Consider the following 21,739-nt stretch of genomic DNA (forward strand, 5'->3'; position numbering starts at 1 on the left):
TCGGCTACACTTAACCAGCCTGCAACGTCTCACTCTGCTTAGATGCGCCATCACCTGCTGATTGCCGACGGTCGTCCTATGCGCATTACCCTTGGCCACAAGCTCACCGGCGTCGTGGGCCTGCTCGGAATCGTCGCAATCGGCATCTCGGGCTTCGCTCTCCGCCAAGCCGAAGGCGAGCGGCAGCGGATTGTGGCGACGGAGGCCACGTGGAATGCTAGCTTGCAGGCCAAGACCCTCGCGCAGGCGATCGAGCATGCCGTGGTCCAGGCAACCGCGATCTACATCGCCACCGACACCGACGAGGCCAAAACCCGTCTCTCGGCGCTTCAGGGCGCCCTGACGGAGGTCGAACAGGCCCGTGGCCCGTTCCTCGCGGCCATGGACGCGCATCTGTCACCAGAGCGCAAACGCAAACTCGACCTCGCGGTCAAGGAGTTCATCGCCTACCAGACCGACACCGCCGAGATGGGCCTGACCCTGTCCCCCAAAGCCGCCCTGATCCAGGCCACGGACGAAGCCACGGTTAGGAACCGCGAACGCATGGTGATCGAGATTGGGGGCCTCGGGCGTGAAACCCTGACCCGCCTCGACGCCGAGCGCGCCGCCGCCGAGGAGGCCCGCAGCTGGACGACGCTGGCGCTCCTGGCGGTGCCGGCCGCGGCCCTTGTCCTCGGACTCCTCGCCGCCTTCTGGATCATATCCACCCAGGTGCGGCGCCCCCTCCATCGCCTGAGGGCGACGATGATGGCGCTAGGGGCCGACAAGTTGGATGAAACAGTGCCTTTCACCGCGCGCCGCGATGAGATCGGCGAAATGGCGTGCGCCATCGAGGGGTTCCGCTCGTCGCTGATCGAGAAGCGGATGCTCGATGCGGATGCCACCGCGCGCTCGGGCCGGGAAGCGCTGAGGGCGGACGCCTTGGCGCAGGCGACGCAGGCCTTCGAGATCGAAACGGGGCGCACCTTCGCGGACCTCGCGGGCTCGGCCCAAGCAATGCAGGGCGCAGCCAACACCCTGTCCGCGACCGCGCGAAGGACCACGGAGGAGGCTGGTCGGGCCAGCCTCGCCTCGGGGCAGTCCGTCGATGTCGTCAACAGCATCGCCGGAGCCGCCGAGGAACTCTCCAGCTCGGCCAGGGCGATCGAGGAGCAGGTCCGCTATACCAGCGACATCGCGGGCACCGCTCTGTCGGATGCGCGCGGCCTCGAAGCCACCGTCGCGGGTCTGGCGAAGGCCGCAACCGAGATCGACGCCGTAGTCTCCCTCATCCGCAGCGTCGCGGAGCAGACCAACCTGCTCGCGCTGAACGCGACCATCGAGGCTGCGCGGGCCGGATCGGCTGGCAAGGGGTTTGCCGTCGTCGCCGCCGAGGTCAAAGCGCTCGCAGGCCAGACGGCCTCGGCAACCGACCGCATCACCGCGCAGGTCGCGGCGATCCAGACGGCGGCCGATGGCACGGTCGTTGGGATCGGCGCCATCGGCCAGACCATCGCGAAGATGAGCAAGGCCGCCTCCACGGTGGCGGCCGCCGCTGAGCAGCAGGGTCAAGCCAGCCAGGAGATTGCGCGAGCCATCGCGAACGCGGCGGGTGAGGCTCGTACGATCTCGGGGAGTATCGGCAGCGTTCGCGCGGCAGCAGCTTCGAACGAGGCGCAGGCCGGGATGGTGGGGGACGGAGCCAGCCGCGTCGCGGAGAGCGCAGAGAGCATGCAGGCTGCAATCGAAACCTTTCTCCAACGCGTCCACGCGGCTTGAGTCGACCCGCCCGCAAGAGCCAGAGGCGCCTGAGGACGCCTATCCACCGTTCACGCTGGAGATCTGGGACGGCTACCGGATCGAGCGCTGCGTAGCCGCGAGCTGGAGCCTGGAGATTGCCAGCCGTACCTTCGAGAATGCTGTCGAGCTATGGCCCGACAGAAGCTGCTCCTGCGGCAGCGCGCACGCGTGATCCGGAAGCATCCCATCCGATGTGGACGTTTAGGCGATCATCTCATCTACACATACGGTCGCTCAGCTCACCAAGCCGTGAACTCTGCGACCCTGCCTAGGCTACTTGACCTAGGCAAATCGTTTGGCTCGACAGCACGAGACTACCTCGTAGAGACTGGGCTCATGTATCATGTGAGCCGCTGTCTCCGCAAACTTGAGGGTCTCTCCGCCGCGCCGGACAGTACCGTTGCTGACCAAGTCGATGCCGCTCTGAATGAACTGGAGCAGGCTTACCGCCAGCCGAGCGAAGGCATCGTCGCGCTAGAAGCGGTGCTGCAGGAAGTCTGGCGCAACCGCAAGATGCGCGGCCCCCCGATCGGCCATTTCATTCAGGCAAGCGTCGAGCGACGCCAAGAGGTGCTTGCGCGCCACGCCTGAGGTCGCGGTAGCAGTCTGACCGTCGCGCGTCGTTTGAGGCCTGTCGGCGGCGGGCTGAGCATCGCGGCTCCTTCATCCGAGGAGCCCCACGATGCAAGATCTGCTTCCCGCCCCCGTGATCAGCCCGCGGCGCCAACGCCTGATCGAGGAAATGGGCCTGCGCCGGTTCTCGCACGAGAAACGACCAACTACCATAGCTGAGCGCCTCGGTCCCCGCGGGTTCCCTCTTCGAAGACTTTCGTCCCCCTCACGGCGCCGGAAAATCTTTACGAGACCGGACCTTCAGCTATCTGCATGCGAATGTCTGTTGATGGCGCGAAGCTGAACAAGGCGGGGGCGAACTCCTGACCCCATCCGGACATTCGAGCAGCTTCTGCCGAAGGTCCGGATGTGGTGGAAAGCGGAGATTGCCTCGCTGCCCGCAAGCGGACGTTCGGCTTACGACCCCATCCAGACCTTCCGCTCGGCAACTCTGACGGTCTGCTTCGGGTCGCTTCTTCTGCCGGTGTCGAGGCCGGAGCCGTCTCCAATCTCGGTTGGAATGATTGCCCTGTAGCCCCGCATGATCCCGCCGAGCCTGGATCTCTCAGGCCGCCGCTGCCGCCTGAGGCGCATCGAAGAACCGGCAGACATTCCGCCCCTCGGCTTTGGCCCGGTAAAGAGCGGTGTCGGCGTTCTTGAACAGTGCCTCTGCCTCCTCGTGGCCGCCTCCTACGGCAATCCCGATGCTGACGCCGACCCTGACCGTGGCGGGCCCAACGTCCACCGGCAGATCGACCGCAGCGATCAGGCGCTCGGCCACGCGTGCGGCCGACTGCCACGTATCCAGATCAACGAGCAGGATCGCGAACTCGTCGCCGCCCAGGCGCGCCACCGTATCGCCCGCCCGGACCACGCCGCGGAGGCGCTCCGCGATCACGCCGAGCAGCGTGTCGCCGGCCGGGTGCCCGTGGGCGTCGTTCACGGCCTTGAACCGGTCCAGGTCGCACGCCAGCACGGCGAAGCGGCCACCATGCTGCCGGGCCCGGACGACCAACTGGTTGAGGCGCTCCCGGAAGAGCGTGCGGTTGGGCAGGTCGGTCAGCGCGTCGTGGAGCGCCATGTGGGCGATCCGGCGCTCGGCCGCGCGCCGCATCGTCGTGTCGGCCTGCAGGCCGACCATGCGGGCGGGACGCCCCGACGGGTCACGGGCGACGACCTTGCCCCGTACCAGCACCCAGGTCCAGCCGCCGTCCTGCCGCCGCATGCGATGCTCGCTCTCGTAGAGGGCCGCGCGCCCCTCCAGATGCTCGCTCAGCCGGCGCCGGGCCTGGACCGCGTCGTCGGGGTGGACGAGCCGCTCCAAGGTCCGGCTGTGGCTCTCCAGCTCGCCGGGCGCGTAGCCCAGCATCGACTGCCAGCGGTCCGACAGCCACATCCGGCCATCGGCGAGGGCGAGGTCCCACAGGCCGTCCCCGTCGACGGCGAGCGCGAGGCGCTCCTCGCTCAGGCGATGGGCCGCCTCGCTGGCGCGCAGCGCGACGTTCGCGCGGCGCATCCGCTCGGCGAAGAGGGCCAGGGCAGCGAAGGCCAGAACCGTCAGCATCAGGCCCGCGACCGCCCCGGCGAGGACCAGGCGCGGCAGGTTCGGGCCATGCCGCCCGGCCGCGAGATCCGGCACGATCACGACGGCCGCCATCGCGGTGAAGTGCAGGGTCGCGACCGCGCCGGTCATGAGCGTCGCCGCAACGGCCCGGGTCCGTTCGGCCATGCTCCCCGGCCGCGGGCGTCTCCGGACCAGGAAGGCCGCTGCCGCGAGCGCGCAGCCGCCCGCCAGCGCCGCGCCGGCCAGCGGCCAATCCCAGACGAGCACACCCGGAACCTGCAGACTCGCCATGCCGAGCGCGTGCATCGCAGCCACGCCGAGCCCGAGCACGAGGCCGGCCGCCACAGCCGCGGCGGGCCGAGTTGCGTCCCGCACGAGGGCGAGCGCGGCCAGGACGCACAGGATAGCGGCCGCCAGGGAGAGCAGCGTCAGGTCAGCCCCGTACCCGATCGCGATGCCGGGATCGTAGCCCAGCACCCCGATGAAGTGCGTGCACCAGATCCCGGCCCCGGCCGAGAAGCCGGCGGCGGCGAGCCAGGCGGGCCGCGCCGGGCCGGTGCTGTCCCTGGACTGGTCGAGCAGGCGCAGCGCCGTGTGGCTGGAGATCCAGCACACCAGGGCGGCCAGCGGCACGACCCAGCCGGGATGCTGATCCACGAGGCAACCGATCATCCGGCTCATGACACGCGCTCCTCCCTCAGTGGTTTCCGGCCCGGACCTTATCGGTCGCCGCCTCGCCGGCGGGTGGTGCAGCGGCAGTGCCGGACGGTGATGCGGTAGCGCCCGGCAGGTCGGTTCCGGGGCGCGCCAAACCTCGACCGAGCCTGCATCGGAGCAGTGCCTCAGGTAGTATTAGGCTCGGACAAAGGTTAACGGATCGTGATCGAGGTAACCGTTAGTTGCATCCCGGAAGCGATGCGATTATTGTCCTTACGTTGAAGCACGCCAGAGTAAAGCTGACGTCGCAGTGGGTGGGTGATCCGCGCAACTGTAATTGTGCGGTCGCTCGGGCAGGCCGGCCGGAACGCGCAACCGTTCGTTAATCGAGTCGGTGCTTAACATAGGTCACATACAACCATCGGTGAGGTAGCCGAGGGCGCTCACGATGCGGCTGGATCCGTTCCGGTCGGTCTGTCTCCGGACGCCAATACCGGCCGACCGCCTGCATGCGCTGGGTGGCGGGGCCATGCATGCCGACGTCGTCGGATCGACGATGGTTCGCGCGCGGAGAGACTGGTTTTCCGCGCGCAAATTCGCAGTACACCCCAGTATAATTCGATATAATATCAACAATTATCACTTGTGGTTTGCTATTTTAGTGTAACCTTAAGTTATTATTTGGTACTATGAAGATACCAGACTGATCATCCGCCGATGCGAATCTGGTTCACCTGCATCGAAACCATCCCGCACGAATCGAGTACAGCCCATGTTCGGACATCCCACCGCTCAGCCGCGGTCGCGGCGTGCTGCCGCGCGCCTCGATCTGCACGGGTCCCTCCCACCGGCCGCCCTTGTCGGGACGATCTTGCTGGCCTCGGCGGCCGGGCCGGCTCAGGCCCAGCTCCTTCGGGGTCTGCTGGACACGGGGTCCGGCTCGGGCGTGCTCGGAACCGGCCTCACCGTGGGAACGACCGCGCCGGGCGGCGGCGTGCTCGGGACCGGGCTGACGGTCGGGACCACGGGCAGCCTCCTGGGCACCGGCGTCACCGTCGGCTCGACCAACCCGGGTGACGGCGTTCTCGGAACCGGTGTCACGGTGGGAACGAACGCGCCGGGCGGCGCCATCGGCACCGGTGTCGTCGTCGGCACCACGGGGCCGGGCGACGGTCTGCTCGGGACCGGGGTCACGCTCGGCACCACGACGGCGACGGGCCCCGGCGGCGGTCCGACCGGTTTGCCGTTCGGCCCGACGGGCCAGCCCTCCGGCCCGACGAAACCGACGACGGGGCCGGGGGAGGTCGTCACCATCGACAGCGGCGGGCCCGGCGCAGGCTTCGGGGACATCGCGCTCCGGCTCAGCAGGCTGGAGCAGCAGATAGGTGCGGCGCAGGACGTTCCCCTGCGCGGGACCGATACGAGCCGGGCCGGCACGCCGCTCGCGACGGGCCAGGACGCCGTCGCGGGCGGCCACGGGGCGGCGGCGAGCGGCAACGGCGCGACGGCGCTGGGCAGCGGCGCGAACGCGGCGGGGGATGGCTCGGTCGCGCTCGGCAGAAACGCGAGCGCGACGCAGGCCGGGTCCGTCGCGATCGGGACGGGCGCGCGGACGAGCCGGGCCGGGCAGGTCGCGCTCGGCTCCGGGCAGAGCACCTACACCATGGCCGGCATCGCGTCCGCGGCGAGCCGGAACGCCCAGAGCGGCGCGACCCAGTTCATCACCACGGATGCCGCCGGCAACCTCGCCGCCTCGGGCTACGGCCCGGGCAACATCGCCGCGCTGGAGGGGCGGGTCGACGCGCTTGGCGGACGGGTCGGTGCGCTGGAGAGCAGCGTCGGTCGGCTGCAGCGCGAGATGCGCGGCGCCTACCAGGGAACCGCGATCGCCCTGGCACTGACCGGCGCGGTGCTGCCGGCGGGCAAGACCTTCGCGGTCTCGACGAGCTTCGGCACCTACCGGGGCGAGACGGGCTTCGGGGCGAGCGGCGTCGCGCGGGTCTCCGACAACCTGTTCGTCTCAGGTGGCGTCGGCTTCTCGACCAGCGGACAGGCCAACGTCGCCGGCCGCGGCGGCTTGACACTCGCCTGGTAGGCGAGCCGCTCGCTCCGCTGCCGATCCCGCCGAGCCTTCTGGGGCCCGCGCGCCGCACCCTGGAGAGGCCCCCGTCGATGGCGTTCCTTGCCCTGCGAGGCCGTATGATCCGAGACGAATGGTCCGCGCGGGCGGCACGCCTGTCCGAGCGATCGGGCGCGGCCGCGGTCGAATTCGCGCTCGTGGCCCCCCTGCTCGTGGCGCTGCTTCTCGGCATCGTCGCCTTCGGCTCGTTCCTGGGCTTCGCGCACGGCCTGCAGAGCATCGCGAGCGAGGCCGCCAGAGCGGCGATCGCCGGCCTCGATTCGGCCGAGCGCGTTGCGCTCGCCACCGAGGCGGCCCGGCGCGGTCTTGCCGCGAACCCGCTCCTGACCGGCGGCGCGATCACGATCGCGGCCGGGCCGGACATGTCCGATCCTGACCTGTTCACCGTCACGCTGCGCAGCGACCTCAACGCCACGCTGCTCAACCTGATCCCGCAGCAGATCCCGGTGCCGCGCACGCTCGTGCGCACCGCCAGCCTCCGCCGCGGCGGATTGTGAGGACGCCCATGCCCCTGCACCTGCCCGCCGTCGTCGCGGGTTGGCGAGCGGTCGCCCGCCGCAAACCCGCCGTCTGGGTCGCGACGCGGCTTCGCGCATTGGTCCGGGACCTGCGGCGCGACTGCCGCGGCAGCGTGCTCGTGGTGACGGCCGCGGGCGCCCTGGCCGTCATGGCGCTGGCGAGTATCGGCATCGATCTCGGTGGCATCGCGCTGGCGCGCCGCCGCGCTCAAGGTGCGGTCGATCTCGCGGTCCTTGTGGCCGCCTCGAACCTGGCTCAGGCCGAACCCCTTGCGCGCCGCTCGCTCGCAGATAACGGTTATGGCCATGAGGGCTCCGTCACCGTGAGCCTCGGCCTCTACCGGGCTGACGCGGCCGTGGATGCCGCCACGCGCTTCACGGCTGGCCTCCCCTCCGGCAACGCGGTACGCGTCTCCATGCAGACCGGGGTGCGGACACATCTCGGGCAGTTCGTCGGCCTGCCGCGGACAATCCCTGTTGCGGTAACGGGGACCGCTGCGCAGGCGCAGTTCGCCGCCCTGACCATCGGCTCCGGAGCCGCCTCCCTCGACGCAGGCATCGGCAACGCGGTGCTCGGCGCCATGCTCGGCACCCGGCTGTCGCTGACCACTCTGGACTACACCGCGCTTCTCTCGACCAGGGTCGACGCGTTGCGCTTTCTCGACGCGCTGGCGGCTAGCCTCGGGCGACCGGTCGGGCGCTACGCGGAGATTTTGCAGGCGCGGGCCAGCATGGGGCAGATTGTCGGTGCCTTGCGAGTCGCGGCGCAGGGCGAGGCGAACGCTGCGCCGGCGCTCGCCGCGCTCGGCACTGTCCTGAGCGGTCTTGCGGGCTCGGCCAGCTCGGCCGCCACGGTGCCGGTCGCGCGGATCGCCGATCTGGGCGCCGCCATACACCTGTCGATGGAGCCCAGCTCCAAGGGGCCGCCCCTCGGCCTACTCGACCTGATCGCGAATGCGGCGAACCTCGGAAACGGTCAGCGCCCGGTCTCGGTCGATCTCGGAGCGAGCGTGCCCGGCCTACTCTCGGCGCGCCTGACCCTCGCGATGGGTGAACGTCGGCAGAATTCGGGCTGGGCGCGGCCGGGAGGCTTGGAGGCCTCCGTCCACACGGCACAGGTCCGGCTCCTGCTAGAGGTCGCGCTCGCCGCCCCGCTCGGTCTTGGCAGCCTCAACCTGCCCCTCTACGTCGAGGTCGCCCCGGGGCGAGCGACGCTGCGCGCGCTGACCTGCCCCTGGTCGGGCAGAAGGGAGCGCCGCGTTGGCGTCGACGCGCAGCCGGGCCTGCTCACCCTGGCGGTTGCGGACATGCCGCGCTCGTCCGTCGTGCTCGGAGGGCCAGGCCCCGACCTGACCCGCGCCGCGATCCTGCTAAGCCTGCCGGCGGTCTCGGTGACAGCGCAGGGCCGCACCGATCTCGCTGCGTCGGCAGCCCAGAGCATAACCTTCACGGACGGTGACATCGCCCGGGGCGCGACGCGCCGCGTCGCCAGTACGGGGCTCGCGCGATCGCTTACCAGCAGCTTGCTGTGGAGCTTGAAGCTCAGCATCGCTGGAGCGGATCCGGGGCTGATGGTGCTCTTGAAGCCCCTCCTCGGACCGACGCTCACGGCGGTCGCCCCCTCGATCGACGGCATTCTCGACGGTGTGCTGCGTACAGTCGGCGTACACGTGGGGTACGTGGACGTGACTATCCCTGACACCGTCTGCGACGGTGCTGTGCTAGTGCAGTAGCCAAACCGCTCAGGCGTTTGCTGATTGTGATGCGCAACAGTCTCAGGGTCGTAAGCAGACCTTCTCAACTTCGAAGATGAATGTCCGAAATCCACCCCACCCAGACGTAAGACCCTATCTCATCAACAGCCTCGAAGCGGACCTTTCCAGGGTCCGCAACGGGTCGGGAGCGGCGGTTCAGCATCTCCCGACGGAGTGTCAGCACATGGCGCACAGCCGAACAAGCGGTGTGCGAACTCCTGCCCCCTTGCAGACTTTCAACTGTGCCGACCCAGACGTCTGCTCGTTACGAAGAAGCGGACCTGTCTGCGGCGGGCATGACATCAGCAGGTTCGGGTACAGGAGTGTAGCCGTCAAACCGGGCTGGAAGGTTGTCGATCTCGACGGTGACATCCTTATGTGGCGGCACCCGTGAAGCCTGCTGGACCGCGAGCCGGCTACGCGCTCGGCGCTCTCGTCGGCGGTCATCGGGCCGCGCACGCCCGAACAGCTCGACAGCTATCTCGGGGGCCGAAGGTGGTCCTCGATAATACGACGCTCGATGCCATCGAGCCACCGGGCACCGACGTAGCCCCGCTGTGATTGTCGGGCTACGCACCTCCGTCGATTGAGCAAACCGCGCTGCGCCGTCGCCCCGTTTCCCAGCGAGCGGCAGCCTGACCACGCTGTCAGCCTAACGGATCCTGGCGGGTCCATCCGCATAGGGTCCTAAGCTATCAAGAAGGCTTTCCGAACTCGGATGCGAGCCCGTCGAACGCAGCGTGCAGGAAGGAGTCCACCGGCCGATCTCCACCCGCCTGTATCCACGCCTCAATTGCCAGACGCATGGCGCCAAGCGAGGCCATCGCGACGAGTCGTAGGGTTGCGCCACGGTCAGGATCCGGCCATCGCTCCATAAGCGTCGCATACAAAGCCTGCTCATGCAGGCCATAGGTCGCCTGCTTACGCGCCTTGAGAGTTTCGCTGGACCGCAGAACTCGGTCGATGCTGATGAATTCCTGGGTCCGAAAGCCATCGGATAGTATCAGCATGGCATCGCGGACCACCTCCACTGGTCCCTTTCCGGCAGGCTGTGCTAGGACAGCCTTGCGAAGGGATGCGCTGAACCCCCGCAACTGCCAATCCAGAAGGATCTCCTCCTTCGACTTGAAGTAGTGGAAGAAAGTCCGACGTGAAATTCCGGCGCCCTCGGCGATGGCGTCGAGGGTCGTCGCCTCATAGCCGTTCCGGCTGAAGAGCCTCAGGCCAGTTTCCGCGATCCGCTCCAGCGTTTCCTGGCGCTTACGCGCGCGCACGCCACTCGGCTTCGATGACACGATGTCCATGCCCGCGTTCTGGCATGCGATTCCGCACATACAAAGCTGCACTCGGTGCGAGAATATTTTTGCATCGAGTGCGATTTGGCCTTGGGCAAGGGGAAAAAACCCAGATGTCTGATTGGGCGTTGAAGGACCTGCCGTCCCAGTCGGAACGGGTTGCAATCGTGACCGGGACAGGGGGCCTCGGGTTCGAGGATGCGCTCGCACTGACGCAGGCGGGCGCTGAGGTCATCGTCGCCGGGCGAAACCCGACTAGGGGTGCACAGGCCATCGCGGCGATACGCCAGAAGTCGCCGGACGGCAGGGTCCGCTTCGAGCTTCTCGACCTGGCAAGCCTTGCTTCGATTGCCGCCTTCGCTGAGCGCATGGTGGGCGACCTAAAGGGCGTCGACCTGCTGATCAACAATGCCGCGGTGATGAAACCGCCGACGCGCAAGACATCAAGCGATGGTTACGAGTTGCAGTTCGCCACGAACTACCTCGGACACTTTGCGCTCACCGCCCACCTGCTACCTTTACTGCGGCGGGGGCGCGAGCCCCGCGTGGTCACGCTGTCGAGCGTGGCGGCACGCAGCGGCCGCATCGACTTCGACGACCTGCAGGCGGAGCGCGCTTATCGCCCGATGGCGGCCTACAGCCAGTCGAAGCTCGCGTGCCTGATGTTCGCGCTCGAACTGCGGCGGCGCAGCGACGCGAACGGCTGGGGGATAACCAGCCTTGCCGCGCATCCGGGGATCTCGCGGACGGACTTGTTGCCGAACGGCTCGGGTCGCCGGAGCTTCGCCGGCGTCATGCGGACCTACCTGTGGTTTATGTTCCAGCCGGCGGCGCAGGGAGCCCTGCCGACCCTGTATGCCGCGTCATCGCCGCTCGCGTCGGGCGGGGGATACTATGGCCCGACGCGTTTGGGCGAGACCCGCGGCCCGCCCGGCCCTGCCGCCATTCCGGCCCAAGCCCGGGACGAGGCCATTGCGGCTCGGTTGTGGACCGAGGCCGAACGGCTGTCCGGCGCTGCTTTCCAATAGGTCCTGGTCATTGGGCGAGCCGTCCCAATCAAACGTCGACCAGCACAGGAGCCGCCGGATGCCGGGATCGAGATGGTGGCTGCCATGGGCCGCGATCCTGGCTGGGTTGTTGGTGGGACTGCCGGCGGGGCCGGCCTCCGCTCAGACGCCCTCGGCGCAGGACATCGTCGGCGTGTGGGCCGAGGACGACGGCCAGCTCAAGTTCGAAGTCTATGAGGTGGACGAGACCTACGAGGCCCGCATCATCCATAGCGCACGCGTCATGGAAGCCGACGGCAGGACCTCCCGGGCCAATACCCTGAACCCGGATCCGGCCCTGCGTGGCCGCAACCTGCGAGGCACGGTCATCCTGTCCGGCCTGAGATGGGATCAGGAAGGCCGGCGCCGGGAAGGAGGGAGTCTCTACGACGGCTCGTCCGGTCGTACCTACTCGGCATATGTCTCGCTGGTAAACAGGCACATGGAGTTGCGTGGGTACCTCGGTATCCCGCTTCTCGGCCAAACGATCATCCTGCGCCGGGCACGGTAGGACGCCTCGACGAACCCGATCCCAACGATCCCATGCACATGGCCCTGCCCCGGCCATCCCAGAACGCCTCCCACCCGGATGGAAACGATGACGAACGGCTCGCTTACGTTCTGGATCGTCATCGCCGCCGCCAGCGCCGCGTTCGGCGCCCTGTATGGCATCCTGTTCCACGAGGGGCCGGCCGTGCTCGGCGTGACGTACGGCACGTGCATCGGCGTCCTCGCCATCGCCTACGAGCGCGGTGCCCTGTTCCCGCGGTACACGACCTGCCTGCGGCGACTGCCCTCCCTGGCGTACTTCGCAGCGGCGGAGATCAGCCTGCTTCTCGTGATCGTCGTAGGAATGTCCGCGACGGGCCTCGTGGTCCGAGCCCTGGGGCTGACGGACAAGAGCCTGACCGAGCTCGTGACACCCCGGCTCCAGGCCGTGCTCTACGCGATGGCGGTGTCGGCCCTCCTCATCGGCGTGCTGCGCGTGCGTGACCTGATCGGAAGCAGGACGTTCACCAACCTGATCCTCGGACGCTATCACCGCCCGCGAAGCGAGGAGCGCATCTTCCTGTTCCTCGACCTCGTCGGTTCGACCACCTATGCGGAGAAGCACGGGGACTTCGCGGCGCAGGAACTGCTGAAAGACGTCTTCGAGACGATTGCCGAACCGATTCGCCGGCACCGCGGTCAGATCGACGATTACATTGGCGATCAGGTGATCATATCATGGCCGCTGATGCAGGGCGTCGAGCGGGCGAGGTGCATCGACTGCGTCTTCGCGATCCGAAAAACGCTCCGCGATGACCGTGACCGATGGACAAAAAGGTTCGGACTTGTCCCGGAACTTCGCGCGGCTCTGCATGGCGGCAGTGTCGTCACGGCCGAGATAGGCGTCGACCGGCACAAGATCGCCTACTTCGGCGACGTCATGAACGCGACCGCCCGATTGGAAGGCCTGTGCCGGGAGACGAAGCGGTCCGTGCTCGTTTCGGAAGCCGTCCTTTCCAGAATCCCCGTGCTCCCGGACGGCATCGAAGCGGAAGCCTTGGGGCAGTATGCCCTGAGGGGGCGCAGCGGGGAGATGGCCGTGCATGCGCTCGTCGAACGGCGGAGGCTCGCGGTCGTCGGCGAGGTTGTCGGCCGCCCTCTTCAGGGATCCGGAGCAGACGCTTTCCATCGCTTGTCATGAGCGAGGCATGGCGTCGGCACTTCCGGATGGCGGCCAAACACCCATCGACGTCCGTAGAGGTGCCAAACACGAGCCGCCAGGGTCCATCCCGATCAACCTGCCCATCAATCATCGCGAGACCTTCATGAACACCATTGCCGATGTCGCGAAACGTTCATGTGCTCTCCCGGAGCCGAGCTCCCGCGGCCTCAGCCGCCGCCGCTTCTGCGCGATGGCCCTGGCGGCGAGTGCTGGAGCCTGGCTCGCGCCTCTTCCGGCAGGGGCCCTGCCTTCGTCCGCCGAGGCACGGTTCATCGACTTCGAATGGGTCGACCCCTCGCGTCAGCGCGCGGTGCCGGCCCGGCTCTACTGGCCCGCCACCTCCAACATAAAGGGACCGATCCCGCTGATCGTCTTTTCTCATGGGCTCGGCGGCACGCGAAAAGGCTACAGCTACCTCGGCGAGGGATGGTCGGCTCGCGGGACCGCCAGCCTGCATATCCAGCATGTCGGCAGCGACCAGACTCTTTGGGAGGGTAACCCGCTCCTGCTTCTCGACCGCCTCGACGGCGCGGCGGACGAGCGCGAGGCCATCGAGCGGACCCGGGACGTGAGTTTCGGCCTCGACCGACTGCTCAGCCGTGACAGTCCCTTCCATGCCGCCATCGACCGGAAACGCATCGTCGCGGCCGGCCACTCCTACGGGGCGAACACCACCCTGATCCTCACCGGCGCCCAAGTGATCCGGGACGGGAAACCCGTCGGGCACAGGGACCCGCGCTTCACGGCGAGCATCGTCATATCGGCACCGCCCTTCTACGGCGAGGCCGACCTCGCCGCGGTCCTTGCCTCGGTGAATGTCCCCACCCTCCACGTGACCACGACGGAAGACACGATCCGCATACCCGGCCGCTATTCCCCGGTGCAGGACCGCGTCGATGTCTTCAACGCCGTTCCCACGGCGCAGAAGGCCCTCGTCGTGTTCCAGGGTGGTTCGCACAGCGTCTTCACCGACCGCTCCCTCCGGAACGGCGGGCCGCTGAACCCCTTGGTCAAGCGTGCGACGGCGGAGGCGGGCTTGGCGTTCCTCGACCTCGTCCACCGCTCCGATCCGGTTCCAATGGAGAATTGGAGCGCGACGTGGAAGCCGATCCTGGCCGCGGCACCAGTGCTTTTCCCGGTGCTGCCGAGGCAGGTGGACCGCAGACGACGCACCTGATGCCCGCACTCGCATCACCGCGCGGCGGGATCGCCTGAGCGATCTGTCCCGCGGCTCGAAAAGCTACGGCAGAGACCGGTTCGAGGGTGTTGTGGCCGCCGGGACTTGCCACTCCATGCCAATGGCAGCTTTCGGAGGCTAAGCGGCCATTCCGAGGGCTCTGTTTGAAAGGCCGCTTATGGCGCACAGCCGAACAATCGCCGTGCGAACTCCTGACCCCTTGCAGACATTCGAGCCGCCTCCGCCGAAGGTCCGGATGGGGTGGGAAGGCGACATCGACGTGCGTCTGCGTGTCGGACCGCTTCGCCTCCGGGAGCGGGCCTTCATCCGTGATGCCGAACCCACTGCGTGAAGAGGTCCGGTCCCGGCGCAGCCGGCAGCCTGTCCCGCAGCCGGATCGTCTGCTCCTGGCGGAACTCGGACGGGCTCAGGCCGAACGCGCGGCGGAAGCTGCGGCTGATCTGGACGCCGCTGCCGAAACCGTAGCGCTCGCCGATCTCCGCGATCGTGCCGGGCGCACCGCCCAGAAGGTCCCGCCGCAGGGCCTGCAAGCGACGCTCCCAGATCACCCGTGCCACCCCGCCGTAGGGCTGGAAGGCGCGAAACAGCGTCGAGCGCGAGACGCCCATGGCATGGCAGACGCTGTCCGGGGTCAGTGTCGGCGCGGCGAGGTTGGCCTCGATGTAGCGCCTGGCCCGGCGGACGAGGGCGTGCGCGAGTGGCTCGCGAGCGCGCGCGATCAGCTCGGCCGTGGGGGCGAGGCAGGCCGCGAGCATATGCACGGTGACGCGCGCCACGTCGGCCGCCGCCGCCCGCCGCAACGTCCCGGCTTGGTCGGCGAGGTCCAGCATGTGGTCGCGCATCAGGCTGCCCGCGCCGTCGTAGAGGACGCGCCCGTGCAGGCCGTCGAGGCCCGGCAACGCTTCGGCGAGGAGATCGCGCGGCAGGCTCAGGATCACGGATCCCCGCTCCGGTGCGGTCGCACGCCGATGCGTCTGCGTGACATCGTTCAGCGTGATGGCGCCGGCCGGCACGCGCAACTCGCGCTCGCCCGAGGTCAGGCGCTGGGCATGGTGGCTCAAGTGCAGCACGACGTGGTCGAGGCCGTCGCGCCGGACCTGCGCCGACGAGCGGGCGACCGCCTGGGGTGAGGCGTCCATCACGTGCACGAGCATCTCGTCCACGCGCACGGTGCGCAGCTGGGCCGAGAAGCCGGCCGGATCGGCGCTGAGGTCGTGGGTCAGGCCGATGAGCGCGCGCCACGCCTCGAAGCGCTGGTGCGGCGGGAGCAGGTCCGTCGAGAAGGACGCCTGCGCGCAGAACGTCCTGTCCGCCTCGGGCTGTTCGCCGGCCTCTCGCTGCCCCCCACTCAAGCCGCCTCCTCAATGCTGTTTGCTGGTCGAGACCGCTGGCCGACCGCAAATACGGTATCTCAGCCGAGAACCCAGACCCTGCCCGGCATCAACGGCATGCAACTGCGCTGGGTCGTCTTGTCCACACAATCTTCGCGCGACCCGAGCTGACTACACGCTTAAATTGCAAACGACGAGGCGTGACTTCAGGGCAACACGACCTTGCTTGGTCGCTACACGCGGTGGATTGGGACGCTCGGTTAAGGCGGTCCGTGAAGAAATCGATAAAATCGAATGCTCTGAGCGCTGCTGAGCCGAGCCGAGCACTGTTCGAGCCAGCGCCTGTCTGGATTTGTCGCAGAGGGCCGACGTGGCTGATTTCACTGTATCGAACACGAGCGACAGCGGTGCGGGCTCGCTGCGTCAGGCCATCATCAGCGCCAATGCGGAAACTGGTGCAAGCACCATCACTTTCGCCGCGGGGTTAGCCAGGCAGACCATCATCGTCGGCAGCACGCCTCTGCCTGCCATCAAATCCGACATCACCATCGACGGCGCCAATGCGCCCGGCCTGACGATCAGCGGTGGCAACGCGAACCGCGTCTTCTTCGTGCTGTCGGGCACGGTGGCGATCCAGAACCTCACCATCGCAGACGGCAAGGCGACCGGCGGCCAAGGAAGCGGCGGCGGTATGGGCGCCGGTGGCGCGATCTTCGTCAATACCGGCACCACCACCGTCACCAACGTCAGCTTTGCCAACAACACGGCTGTCGGGGGGGTGGGCACAGGTAACATTGGGGCCGGCGGCGGAGGTCTTGGGGGTAACGGTGGTTCACTAACAAGTGGCGGCATCGGCGGCGGCGGCGGCTACAGCGGCGGCGGCGGCGGCGGCGGCAGTTTCAACTCCTCTGGTGGGTCTGGTGGAGCCGGACCCGGCGGCGCTGGAGGAGCCGGCGGCGGCACTGGACGCAATGGTAATAGCGCAACGGCGACCGGCGGCGGCTCGGGCGGACTTGGCTCTGGAAGCGGCGGCGGCGGCGGCGGCGGTGGCGGCACAGGCGGTGGTAGCGGTGGCGGAGGGGAGGCGGGCTTCTTCGGAGGAGGCGGAGGGGGCGGCAATGGACTGGATGCCGGAGGATTAGGTGGCACAGGAGGGGGTGGAACCTCGTCGGGAACCCCAGGCACTCTTGGCGGCGGTGGTGGCGGTGGGGGTGGTAGCGGTGCCACACAAGGAGGTGCCGGCGGCGATTTCGGTGGTGGCGGCGGCGGCGGTAGCGGCGGCGGCACTGGTGGCTTCGGCGGTGGCGGTGGCGGCGGTGGCGTTGGAGGCACCGGTGGCTTCGGCGGTGGCGGTGGTGGTACCGCCGGCACCGGTGGCTTCGGCGGCATCGGCGGAGGAGCCAACGGGGGCGGCGGCGCCGCCTTCGGCGGTGCGGTGTTCGTTCGTGCGGGCGCGACGCTCGTCCTAGCGACGGCAGGGACGACCAACAGCGCTTTCACCAGCAGCGGTGTCACCGCGGGCCAGGGTGTAAGCAATCGGAACGGCGCGGCGTCCGGCTCTGACCTGTTTCTCCAGAGCGGAACGACGACGTTGGCGCCTGTCGCCGGCACCACGCTCAGGCTGTCGGGCTCGATCGCGGACAGCAGCGCCACCGGCGTGCCTAATGTTCCTGGTTCAACCTATACGCCTGGCTCCGGTGCAGGCGGCGGTCTGACGATCGGGGCCAACGGCTCTGCCGGCACCGTTGTCTTAGGCGGGTCCAACAGCTATGCCGGCGCCACGCTCGTACAGTCCGGCACCCTGCTGGTGAACGGCGTCACCGACCCGGCTTCGACCCTGACGGTCAGCGCGGGCGCCCGGTCCGGCGGTTCAGGTACGATCGGCGGCAGTGTTGCCGTGTCAGGCACGCTCTCGGCCGGCGGCACCGCGCTCTCGGACGTCGGCACGCTGTCCACCGGCGCGCTCACGCTCAATGCCACCTCGACCTATCGCCAGGACATCAACGGCACGACGGCGGCCGACCGCATCAACGTCGCAGGCACCGTCACCATCGACACCGGAGCGACCCTCGACCTCGAAGGAGCGACCGCCTTCACCACCGCGGCGGGTCAGACCGTGGGGCTCATCGACAACGATGGTGGGGACGCGGTCACGGGCACGTTCGGCAAGCTCGTCATCAACGGAGGCGTCGCGACTACAACCACGCCCGGTGCCACCTTCACCGCGAACGGGCGCAGCTACCGGATCAGCTACACCGGCAACATCAACGGCAGCACCGTGAGCGCGACGGGCGGCAACGATGTCGTGCTATTCGATGTCGGGGCGCCGCCCCCGCCGCCGTCCGACCCCGATCCTACGCCGGCCCCCGTCGGCCCGTCATCGGGCAACGACAACCTCGTCGGCACGGGCGGTTCCGACACGATCAGCCTGCTCTCGGGCAACGACACGTATACGGGGGGCGCCGGCAACGATCTCGTGTACGGCAACCAGGGCAACGACCTGATCTACGGCAACCAGGACGCCGACACGCTCTACGGGGGCCAGGGTGACGACCGGGCCTATGGCGGCCAGGGTGACGATCGCCTCTACGGCAACCAGGGCAACGACGTGCTGTTCGGCAATGCCGGCAACGACATCGTCTACGGCAACCAGGGCAACGACCTCGTCTACGGCAACCAGGGCGCGGACCTGCTGTTCGGCGGCCAGGGCAACGACGTGCTCTACGGTGGGCAGGGGGCCGACACGCTGGTGGGCGGGATCGGCGACGACACGCTGGTGGGCGGGCTTGGCGCCGACCGCTACGTGTTCGACACGAACTCCGGCCGCGACCTGATCCTGGGCTTCAACCAGGCCGAGGGCGACCGGATCGCGCTGGGTGGGCAGACCTACACGGTCACCTCGGCCCAGAACGGCGACGCGCTGCTCACCCTCTCGGGCGGCGGTGTGGTCGATCTGGCCGGCATCCGGGCCGATCAGGTCAACGCGAGCTACTTCGCCTGACCCGATGACACTCTTGAAGGTCCGGTCCCACACTTGGATCGGACCTTCGACCTCGGGAACGCCATCGTCCGCTTGGGGTCGAGAGCGGCGGTTCAGCGCCAGCTACCCCAATGTCGGCTCATGGCGGATTTTGTTGAAAAACTCGGGGCCGGTCCGAAGGAGCACCACGACCGGCGCCTGCCAGAGAAAATCCTGCTGCCGCGCCGCCAAGGATACGTTGTGATCGTGGCATCGTATGGTCGATGAGAGAAACATGTTCTTCGTCGACCTGTGTTGAGCAATGCTTGGCGCGCCGCCTGGCAGTTTTTCAACAAAATCGGCGCATCTGAGACCTGAGATCCGACCTGAGCCAATGTCCGCTTCTGAGATGCCGGAAGTCTGCTGAATGGCCGAGATGGCGCGCAAAACGGCAGGTCTGCGTCAGTGAGTTGGTCACCGAAGCTGACGTGCCGCATGGGTCTTCAAGGCACGTCAAACGGCTTCTGGTTTCGGCGCGGACACGCCTCAGGCAGCAGAGAAGACCGTCCAGCTTCTTCCCTGTTGTCCTTCCGCAGCGAGTGAAGTGGCGATGATGGAAGGGATCGGCGGCGCGACGAACGTCCATTTGCCGATACTTGGTCCCCCAAAGAGCCGAGCGTCAGCGATGGCCCAATGAGCGTCCAGTCATACGCCCGCAGATCCCGCGTGACTTCGGGAATGGCAGCAATGGCCGTTTGCAGATCTTCAGGCTTGAGCGTCTTCTTGTAGTTCCGTGAGTTCACGGTGGCGCCCTCATGGCCCATCATCGACTCGCGGATGGGATCGAGCACCTGCTGCCGGATCATCTCTGTATTGCCGAAATGCCGAAAGGAATGGAATGTCTTGCGCTCCTCACGGGCCGAAGGCACGGCTTCGTCCAGAACGACCGTCCAGCGCTTGTCGAACAGGTTCGACAAGGGCGTGTTCTCGCCAAACTGCGCGATCTCCGCGAAGATCAGATCGCTTCGTGCACCGGATCTGCCCCGCACGTAATCCAGGAAGCCGAGGCGGATCAGCTCTGGATGGAGTGGCAGCGTCCGACGCGACACCGCGTTCTTGAGGCGCCGTCTGCGTGTCGGCCGGATCTTGAGCGCGGCCTGCTCCACATCGATGTCGCCGAGCTCGAGGTAGACCAGTTCGGACAGGCGCGCGCAGGTGTAGTAGCCCAGGAGCGGCAGCCAATAGACGGCTGCGAAGATCTGCTGCCCCCGTGCAACCCGCAGCATCTCCGCTTCCGAGGCCGTCGACGTCCAGACGGGGTGCGCGAACAGCGTCTTCACCTCGTCGACCTCGAAAGCCGGTCGCTTCTCGCCGTCCCGCTCCGGGTCGATCAGGCGGAAGTCGCCCAGGAGCTCGACCTTCCCGATCGGGCGCTGCTTGGCCCGGCAATATTTCGCGATCGTCGAGAGCTGCGTGATATGCCGGTTCACGGTCGCGGGGCTGAGCCCGACTTTCTCGGTCTGCCCCGCGGCCCGCATCGTTCGTCCGCGCTCGACCAAGTCCGCGATCGGCAGCGCCGCGTCACGTGAACTCTTGCCGTAGGACTTCGGCAGATTCGAAAGGTTCTGGATATAGGCAGCGAGATGGGCGTGCTTGATCTGCCGCAGGTCGTCGGTGCCTGCGATATTGCCCAGCATTGCCGCGACCGACCGGTGCTGACGCTGGGTTTTCTCATCCCAGGTGGTGCCCTTGTGCGTGATGAGTTGTTCGACCACCTCGGTCAGCGAGTTCGTGACCGGACCGGAATCGGCTTCGCTGCCCTCACGCGCATCGTCCAGACCTCGTTGATCGACGTCTGGAGTGCGATCGGTGGCGGCTGGAACGCGATCCTTCCCGTCAAGCTCCGAAGGCCAAGACGATGGCCCTGACGCCTCTTCCGGTGCGGCCGCCTCCGTCCTCGGAGGGTACGACGCAGGGTCTGATGCCGCGGGTGGATGGTTCCGGTCGGCTATAGGGTCTTGGTCGGGTGCCGGCTGGCTGAGGGGAGCGGATTTGAGACCGGCCGGATCTGTATCGCTTCCCTCTGACTGCGGCGGCATGTTTGGGGCCTGGACCTCGAAGTCGCCCCACTCGAAGCTGTCGGCCCCGTCGAAGTCGGATGTGGCCCAGCCCAGCGTGTCGCGCGGCATCTCACCCCTGGCACGCATCGCCGAGAGGTTGGCCCAGGCCTCCCGCGGATCGCGGCGGGCCTCGGCATAGGTCGTGGCGAACTCGCACGAGACGTGCCCCGAAACGGCGGCGAGACCGCGCAGGCACTTTTTCAGTCCGGCTTCGGTCACAGGCTCGCCCATGCTGATCAGCATGGCCTGGAGATAGGCGCGAGGTGGTGTGAGCCGGCCGGTCTCGTCAGGGCGTCCGAGATCGCGCAGATAGCCGTTCACGATGCGGCGGCGGATCGCTCCGCGTTCCGTCAGACTGAAGCCTTCCTGATTGAGGCGCGCATCGAGTTCGCTGTCGTACCCCGCATCGAAGCCGTCCTCGCCTGCGAGCGCCTGCAGACGCCCGAAGATGCGGTACTCTCGCGCACGCCTCTCCATCAGCGCCGGCCAGTCGCCGACGAGCGGATCACGCGGCGGATCGAGGTCGCGCCGCAGGCGCGTCAAGCGCGCGCTTCGCTCCCGGTCGACATAGGCGCGGAGATGGTCACGGATCTGACTGGTGCTACGCATGGCGGGATCGTCCCGGACGCGGAGGCTTTCCGCGTTGAGTGCCCAGCCGAGTGTGCGCGCACTCGCCGGATCGGTTGTGCCCAGGCTGAGAGCAACCGTGGCGGAACTCCCCTTAGCAGAGGCACCAAGCGGTCGTGTCCGCTCATCGCAACGGAATCGCCTACGCCACCAGTATACCGCCCCGCGCCGGTACACGTTAGAACAAATCGTCAACGGCCTGCCCCTGTGGACAAGCGCGTGCAACAGCTCTGCGTACAATCGGCTGGGCCGCGTCGGCGGCCTCGAGCAGATTGCAGTCAGATCAATGACTTAGCGGAGGCTTGGCTGGGGCGCCAGGATTCGAACCTGGGAATGGCGGTACCAAAAACCGCTGCCTTACCACTTGGCGACGCCCCACCGAGGGTGGGCGGTCTCTAACCCTGGATCGGGCCGGTGGCAACAGGTAT

Annotated in this window: 14 protein-coding genes and 1 tRNA gene; 10 read left to right on the forward strand and 5 right to left on the reverse strand. The window is 67.7% G+C overall.

Annotated elements, in window-relative coordinates:
* The first annotated feature begins 42 nt into the window (after positions 1-42).
* Both MFF56_RS02125 and MFF56_RS02130 read left to right on the forward strand, forming a co-directional pair.
* On the forward strand, positions 43-1,758 hold the full coding sequence (locus MFF56_RS02125) for a methyl-accepting chemotaxis protein (RefSeq protein WP_238229367.1): 1,716 nt from the start codon (positions 43-45) through the stop codon (positions 1,756-1,758).
* 357 nt (positions 1,759-2,115) lie between these two features.
* Positions 2,116-2,370: a hypothetical protein gene (locus tag MFF56_RS02130; RefSeq protein WP_066924006.1), complete on the forward strand. Its 255-nt coding sequence runs from the start codon at positions 2,116-2,118 to the stop codon at positions 2,368-2,370.
* Between the two features lie 586 nt (positions 2,371-2,956).
* On the opposite strand, the gene MFF56_RS02135 is transcribed toward MFF56_RS02130, so the two are convergent.
* Positions 2,957-4,636, reverse strand: a complete 1,680-nt coding sequence (locus MFF56_RS02135) for a diguanylate cyclase domain-containing protein (protein ID WP_066924008.1) — start codon at positions 4,634-4,636, stop codon at positions 2,957-2,959.
* An 847-nt stretch (positions 4,637-5,483) separates the two neighbouring features.
* Between MFF56_RS02135 and MFF56_RS02140 the strand changes: the two genes are divergently transcribed.
* The 3 genes from MFF56_RS02140 to MFF56_RS02150 all read left to right on the forward strand — a co-directional run bounded on the left by MFF56_RS02140 (position 5,484) and on the right by MFF56_RS02150 (position 9,003).
* The gene (locus MFF56_RS02140; RefSeq protein ID WP_238229368.1) at positions 5,484-6,707 is read left to right on the forward strand and encodes a YadA-like family protein; all 1,224 of its coding nucleotides are present in this window, start codon (positions 5,484-5,486) and stop codon (positions 6,705-6,707) included.
* A 104-nt stretch (positions 6,708-6,811) separates the two neighbouring features.
* Positions 6,812-7,249, forward strand: a complete 438-nt coding sequence (locus tag MFF56_RS02145) for a TadE/TadG family type IV pilus assembly protein (protein ID WP_197430579.1) — start codon at positions 6,812-6,814, stop codon at positions 7,247-7,249.
* A gap of 8 nt (positions 7,250-7,257) precedes the next feature.
* Complete coding sequence (locus MFF56_RS02150) at positions 7,258-9,003, forward strand: TadG family pilus assembly protein (RefSeq protein ID WP_238229369.1); 1,746 nt, start codon at positions 7,258-7,260, stop codon at positions 9,001-9,003.
* Between the two features lie 716 nt (positions 9,004-9,719).
* On the opposite strand, the gene MFF56_RS02155 is transcribed toward MFF56_RS02150, so the two are convergent.
* Positions 9,720-10,328, reverse strand: coding sequence for a TetR/AcrR family transcriptional regulator (locus MFF56_RS02155; RefSeq protein ID WP_066922335.1), 609 nt, complete (start codon positions 10,326-10,328; stop codon positions 9,720-9,722).
* 104 nt (positions 10,329-10,432) lie between these two features.
* Between MFF56_RS02155 and MFF56_RS02160 the strand changes: the two genes are divergently transcribed.
* From MFF56_RS02160 to MFF56_RS02175, 4 genes are all read left to right on the forward strand, one after another.
* On the forward strand, positions 10,433-11,347 hold the full coding sequence (locus MFF56_RS02160; protein ID WP_066922337.1) for an SDR family oxidoreductase: 915 nt from the start codon (positions 10,433-10,435) through the stop codon (positions 11,345-11,347).
* 58 nt (positions 11,348-11,405) lie between these two features.
* Entirely contained in the window at positions 11,406-11,876 is a 471-nt protein-coding gene (locus MFF56_RS02165; RefSeq protein WP_066922339.1) for a DUF2147 domain-containing protein, read from the forward strand.
* 87 nt (positions 11,877-11,963) lie between these two features.
* The gene (locus tag MFF56_RS02170; protein ID WP_082773044.1) at positions 11,964-13,055 is read left to right on the forward strand and encodes an adenylate/guanylate cyclase domain-containing protein; all 1,092 of its coding nucleotides are present in this window, start codon (positions 11,964-11,966) and stop codon (positions 13,053-13,055) included.
* A gap of 7 nt (positions 13,056-13,062) precedes the next feature.
* On the forward strand, positions 13,063-14,253 hold the full coding sequence (locus tag MFF56_RS02175; RefSeq protein ID WP_238229370.1) for an alpha/beta hydrolase family protein: 1,191 nt from the start codon (positions 13,063-13,065) through the stop codon (positions 14,251-14,253).
* Between the two features lie 323 nt (positions 14,254-14,576).
* On the opposite strand, the gene MFF56_RS02180 is transcribed toward MFF56_RS02175, so the two are convergent.
* Positions 14,577-15,626, reverse strand: coding sequence for a helix-turn-helix domain-containing protein (locus MFF56_RS02180; RefSeq protein ID WP_066922343.1), 1,050 nt, complete (start codon positions 15,624-15,626; stop codon positions 14,577-14,579).
* A 349-nt stretch (positions 15,627-15,975) separates the two neighbouring features.
* Between MFF56_RS02180 and MFF56_RS32045 the strand changes: the two genes are divergently transcribed.
* The gene (locus MFF56_RS32045; protein WP_283207398.1) at positions 15,976-18,606 is read left to right on the forward strand and encodes a calcium-binding protein; all 2,631 of its coding nucleotides are present in this window, start codon (positions 15,976-15,978) and stop codon (positions 18,604-18,606) included.
* 461 nt (positions 18,607-19,067) lie between these two features.
* Here MFF56_RS32045 and MFF56_RS02195 read toward each other — a convergent pair whose 3' ends face one another.
* Both MFF56_RS02195 and MFF56_RS02200 read right to left on the reverse strand, forming a co-directional pair.
* Positions 19,068-21,293, reverse strand: coding sequence for a tyrosine-type recombinase/integrase (locus MFF56_RS02195; protein ID WP_066927645.1), 2,226 nt, complete (start codon positions 21,291-21,293; stop codon positions 19,068-19,070).
* Positions 21,294-21,614: 321 nt separating this feature from the next.
* Positions 21,615-21,689, reverse strand: a tRNA-Gln gene (locus MFF56_RS02200).
* Positions 21,690-21,739: the final 50 nt, after the last annotated feature.

Origin of the sequence: Methylobacterium hispanicum, from assembly GCF_022179285.1 — a bacterium.
Classification (GTDB): Bacteria; Pseudomonadota; Alphaproteobacteria; order Rhizobiales; family Beijerinckiaceae; genus Methylobacterium; species Methylobacterium hispanicum.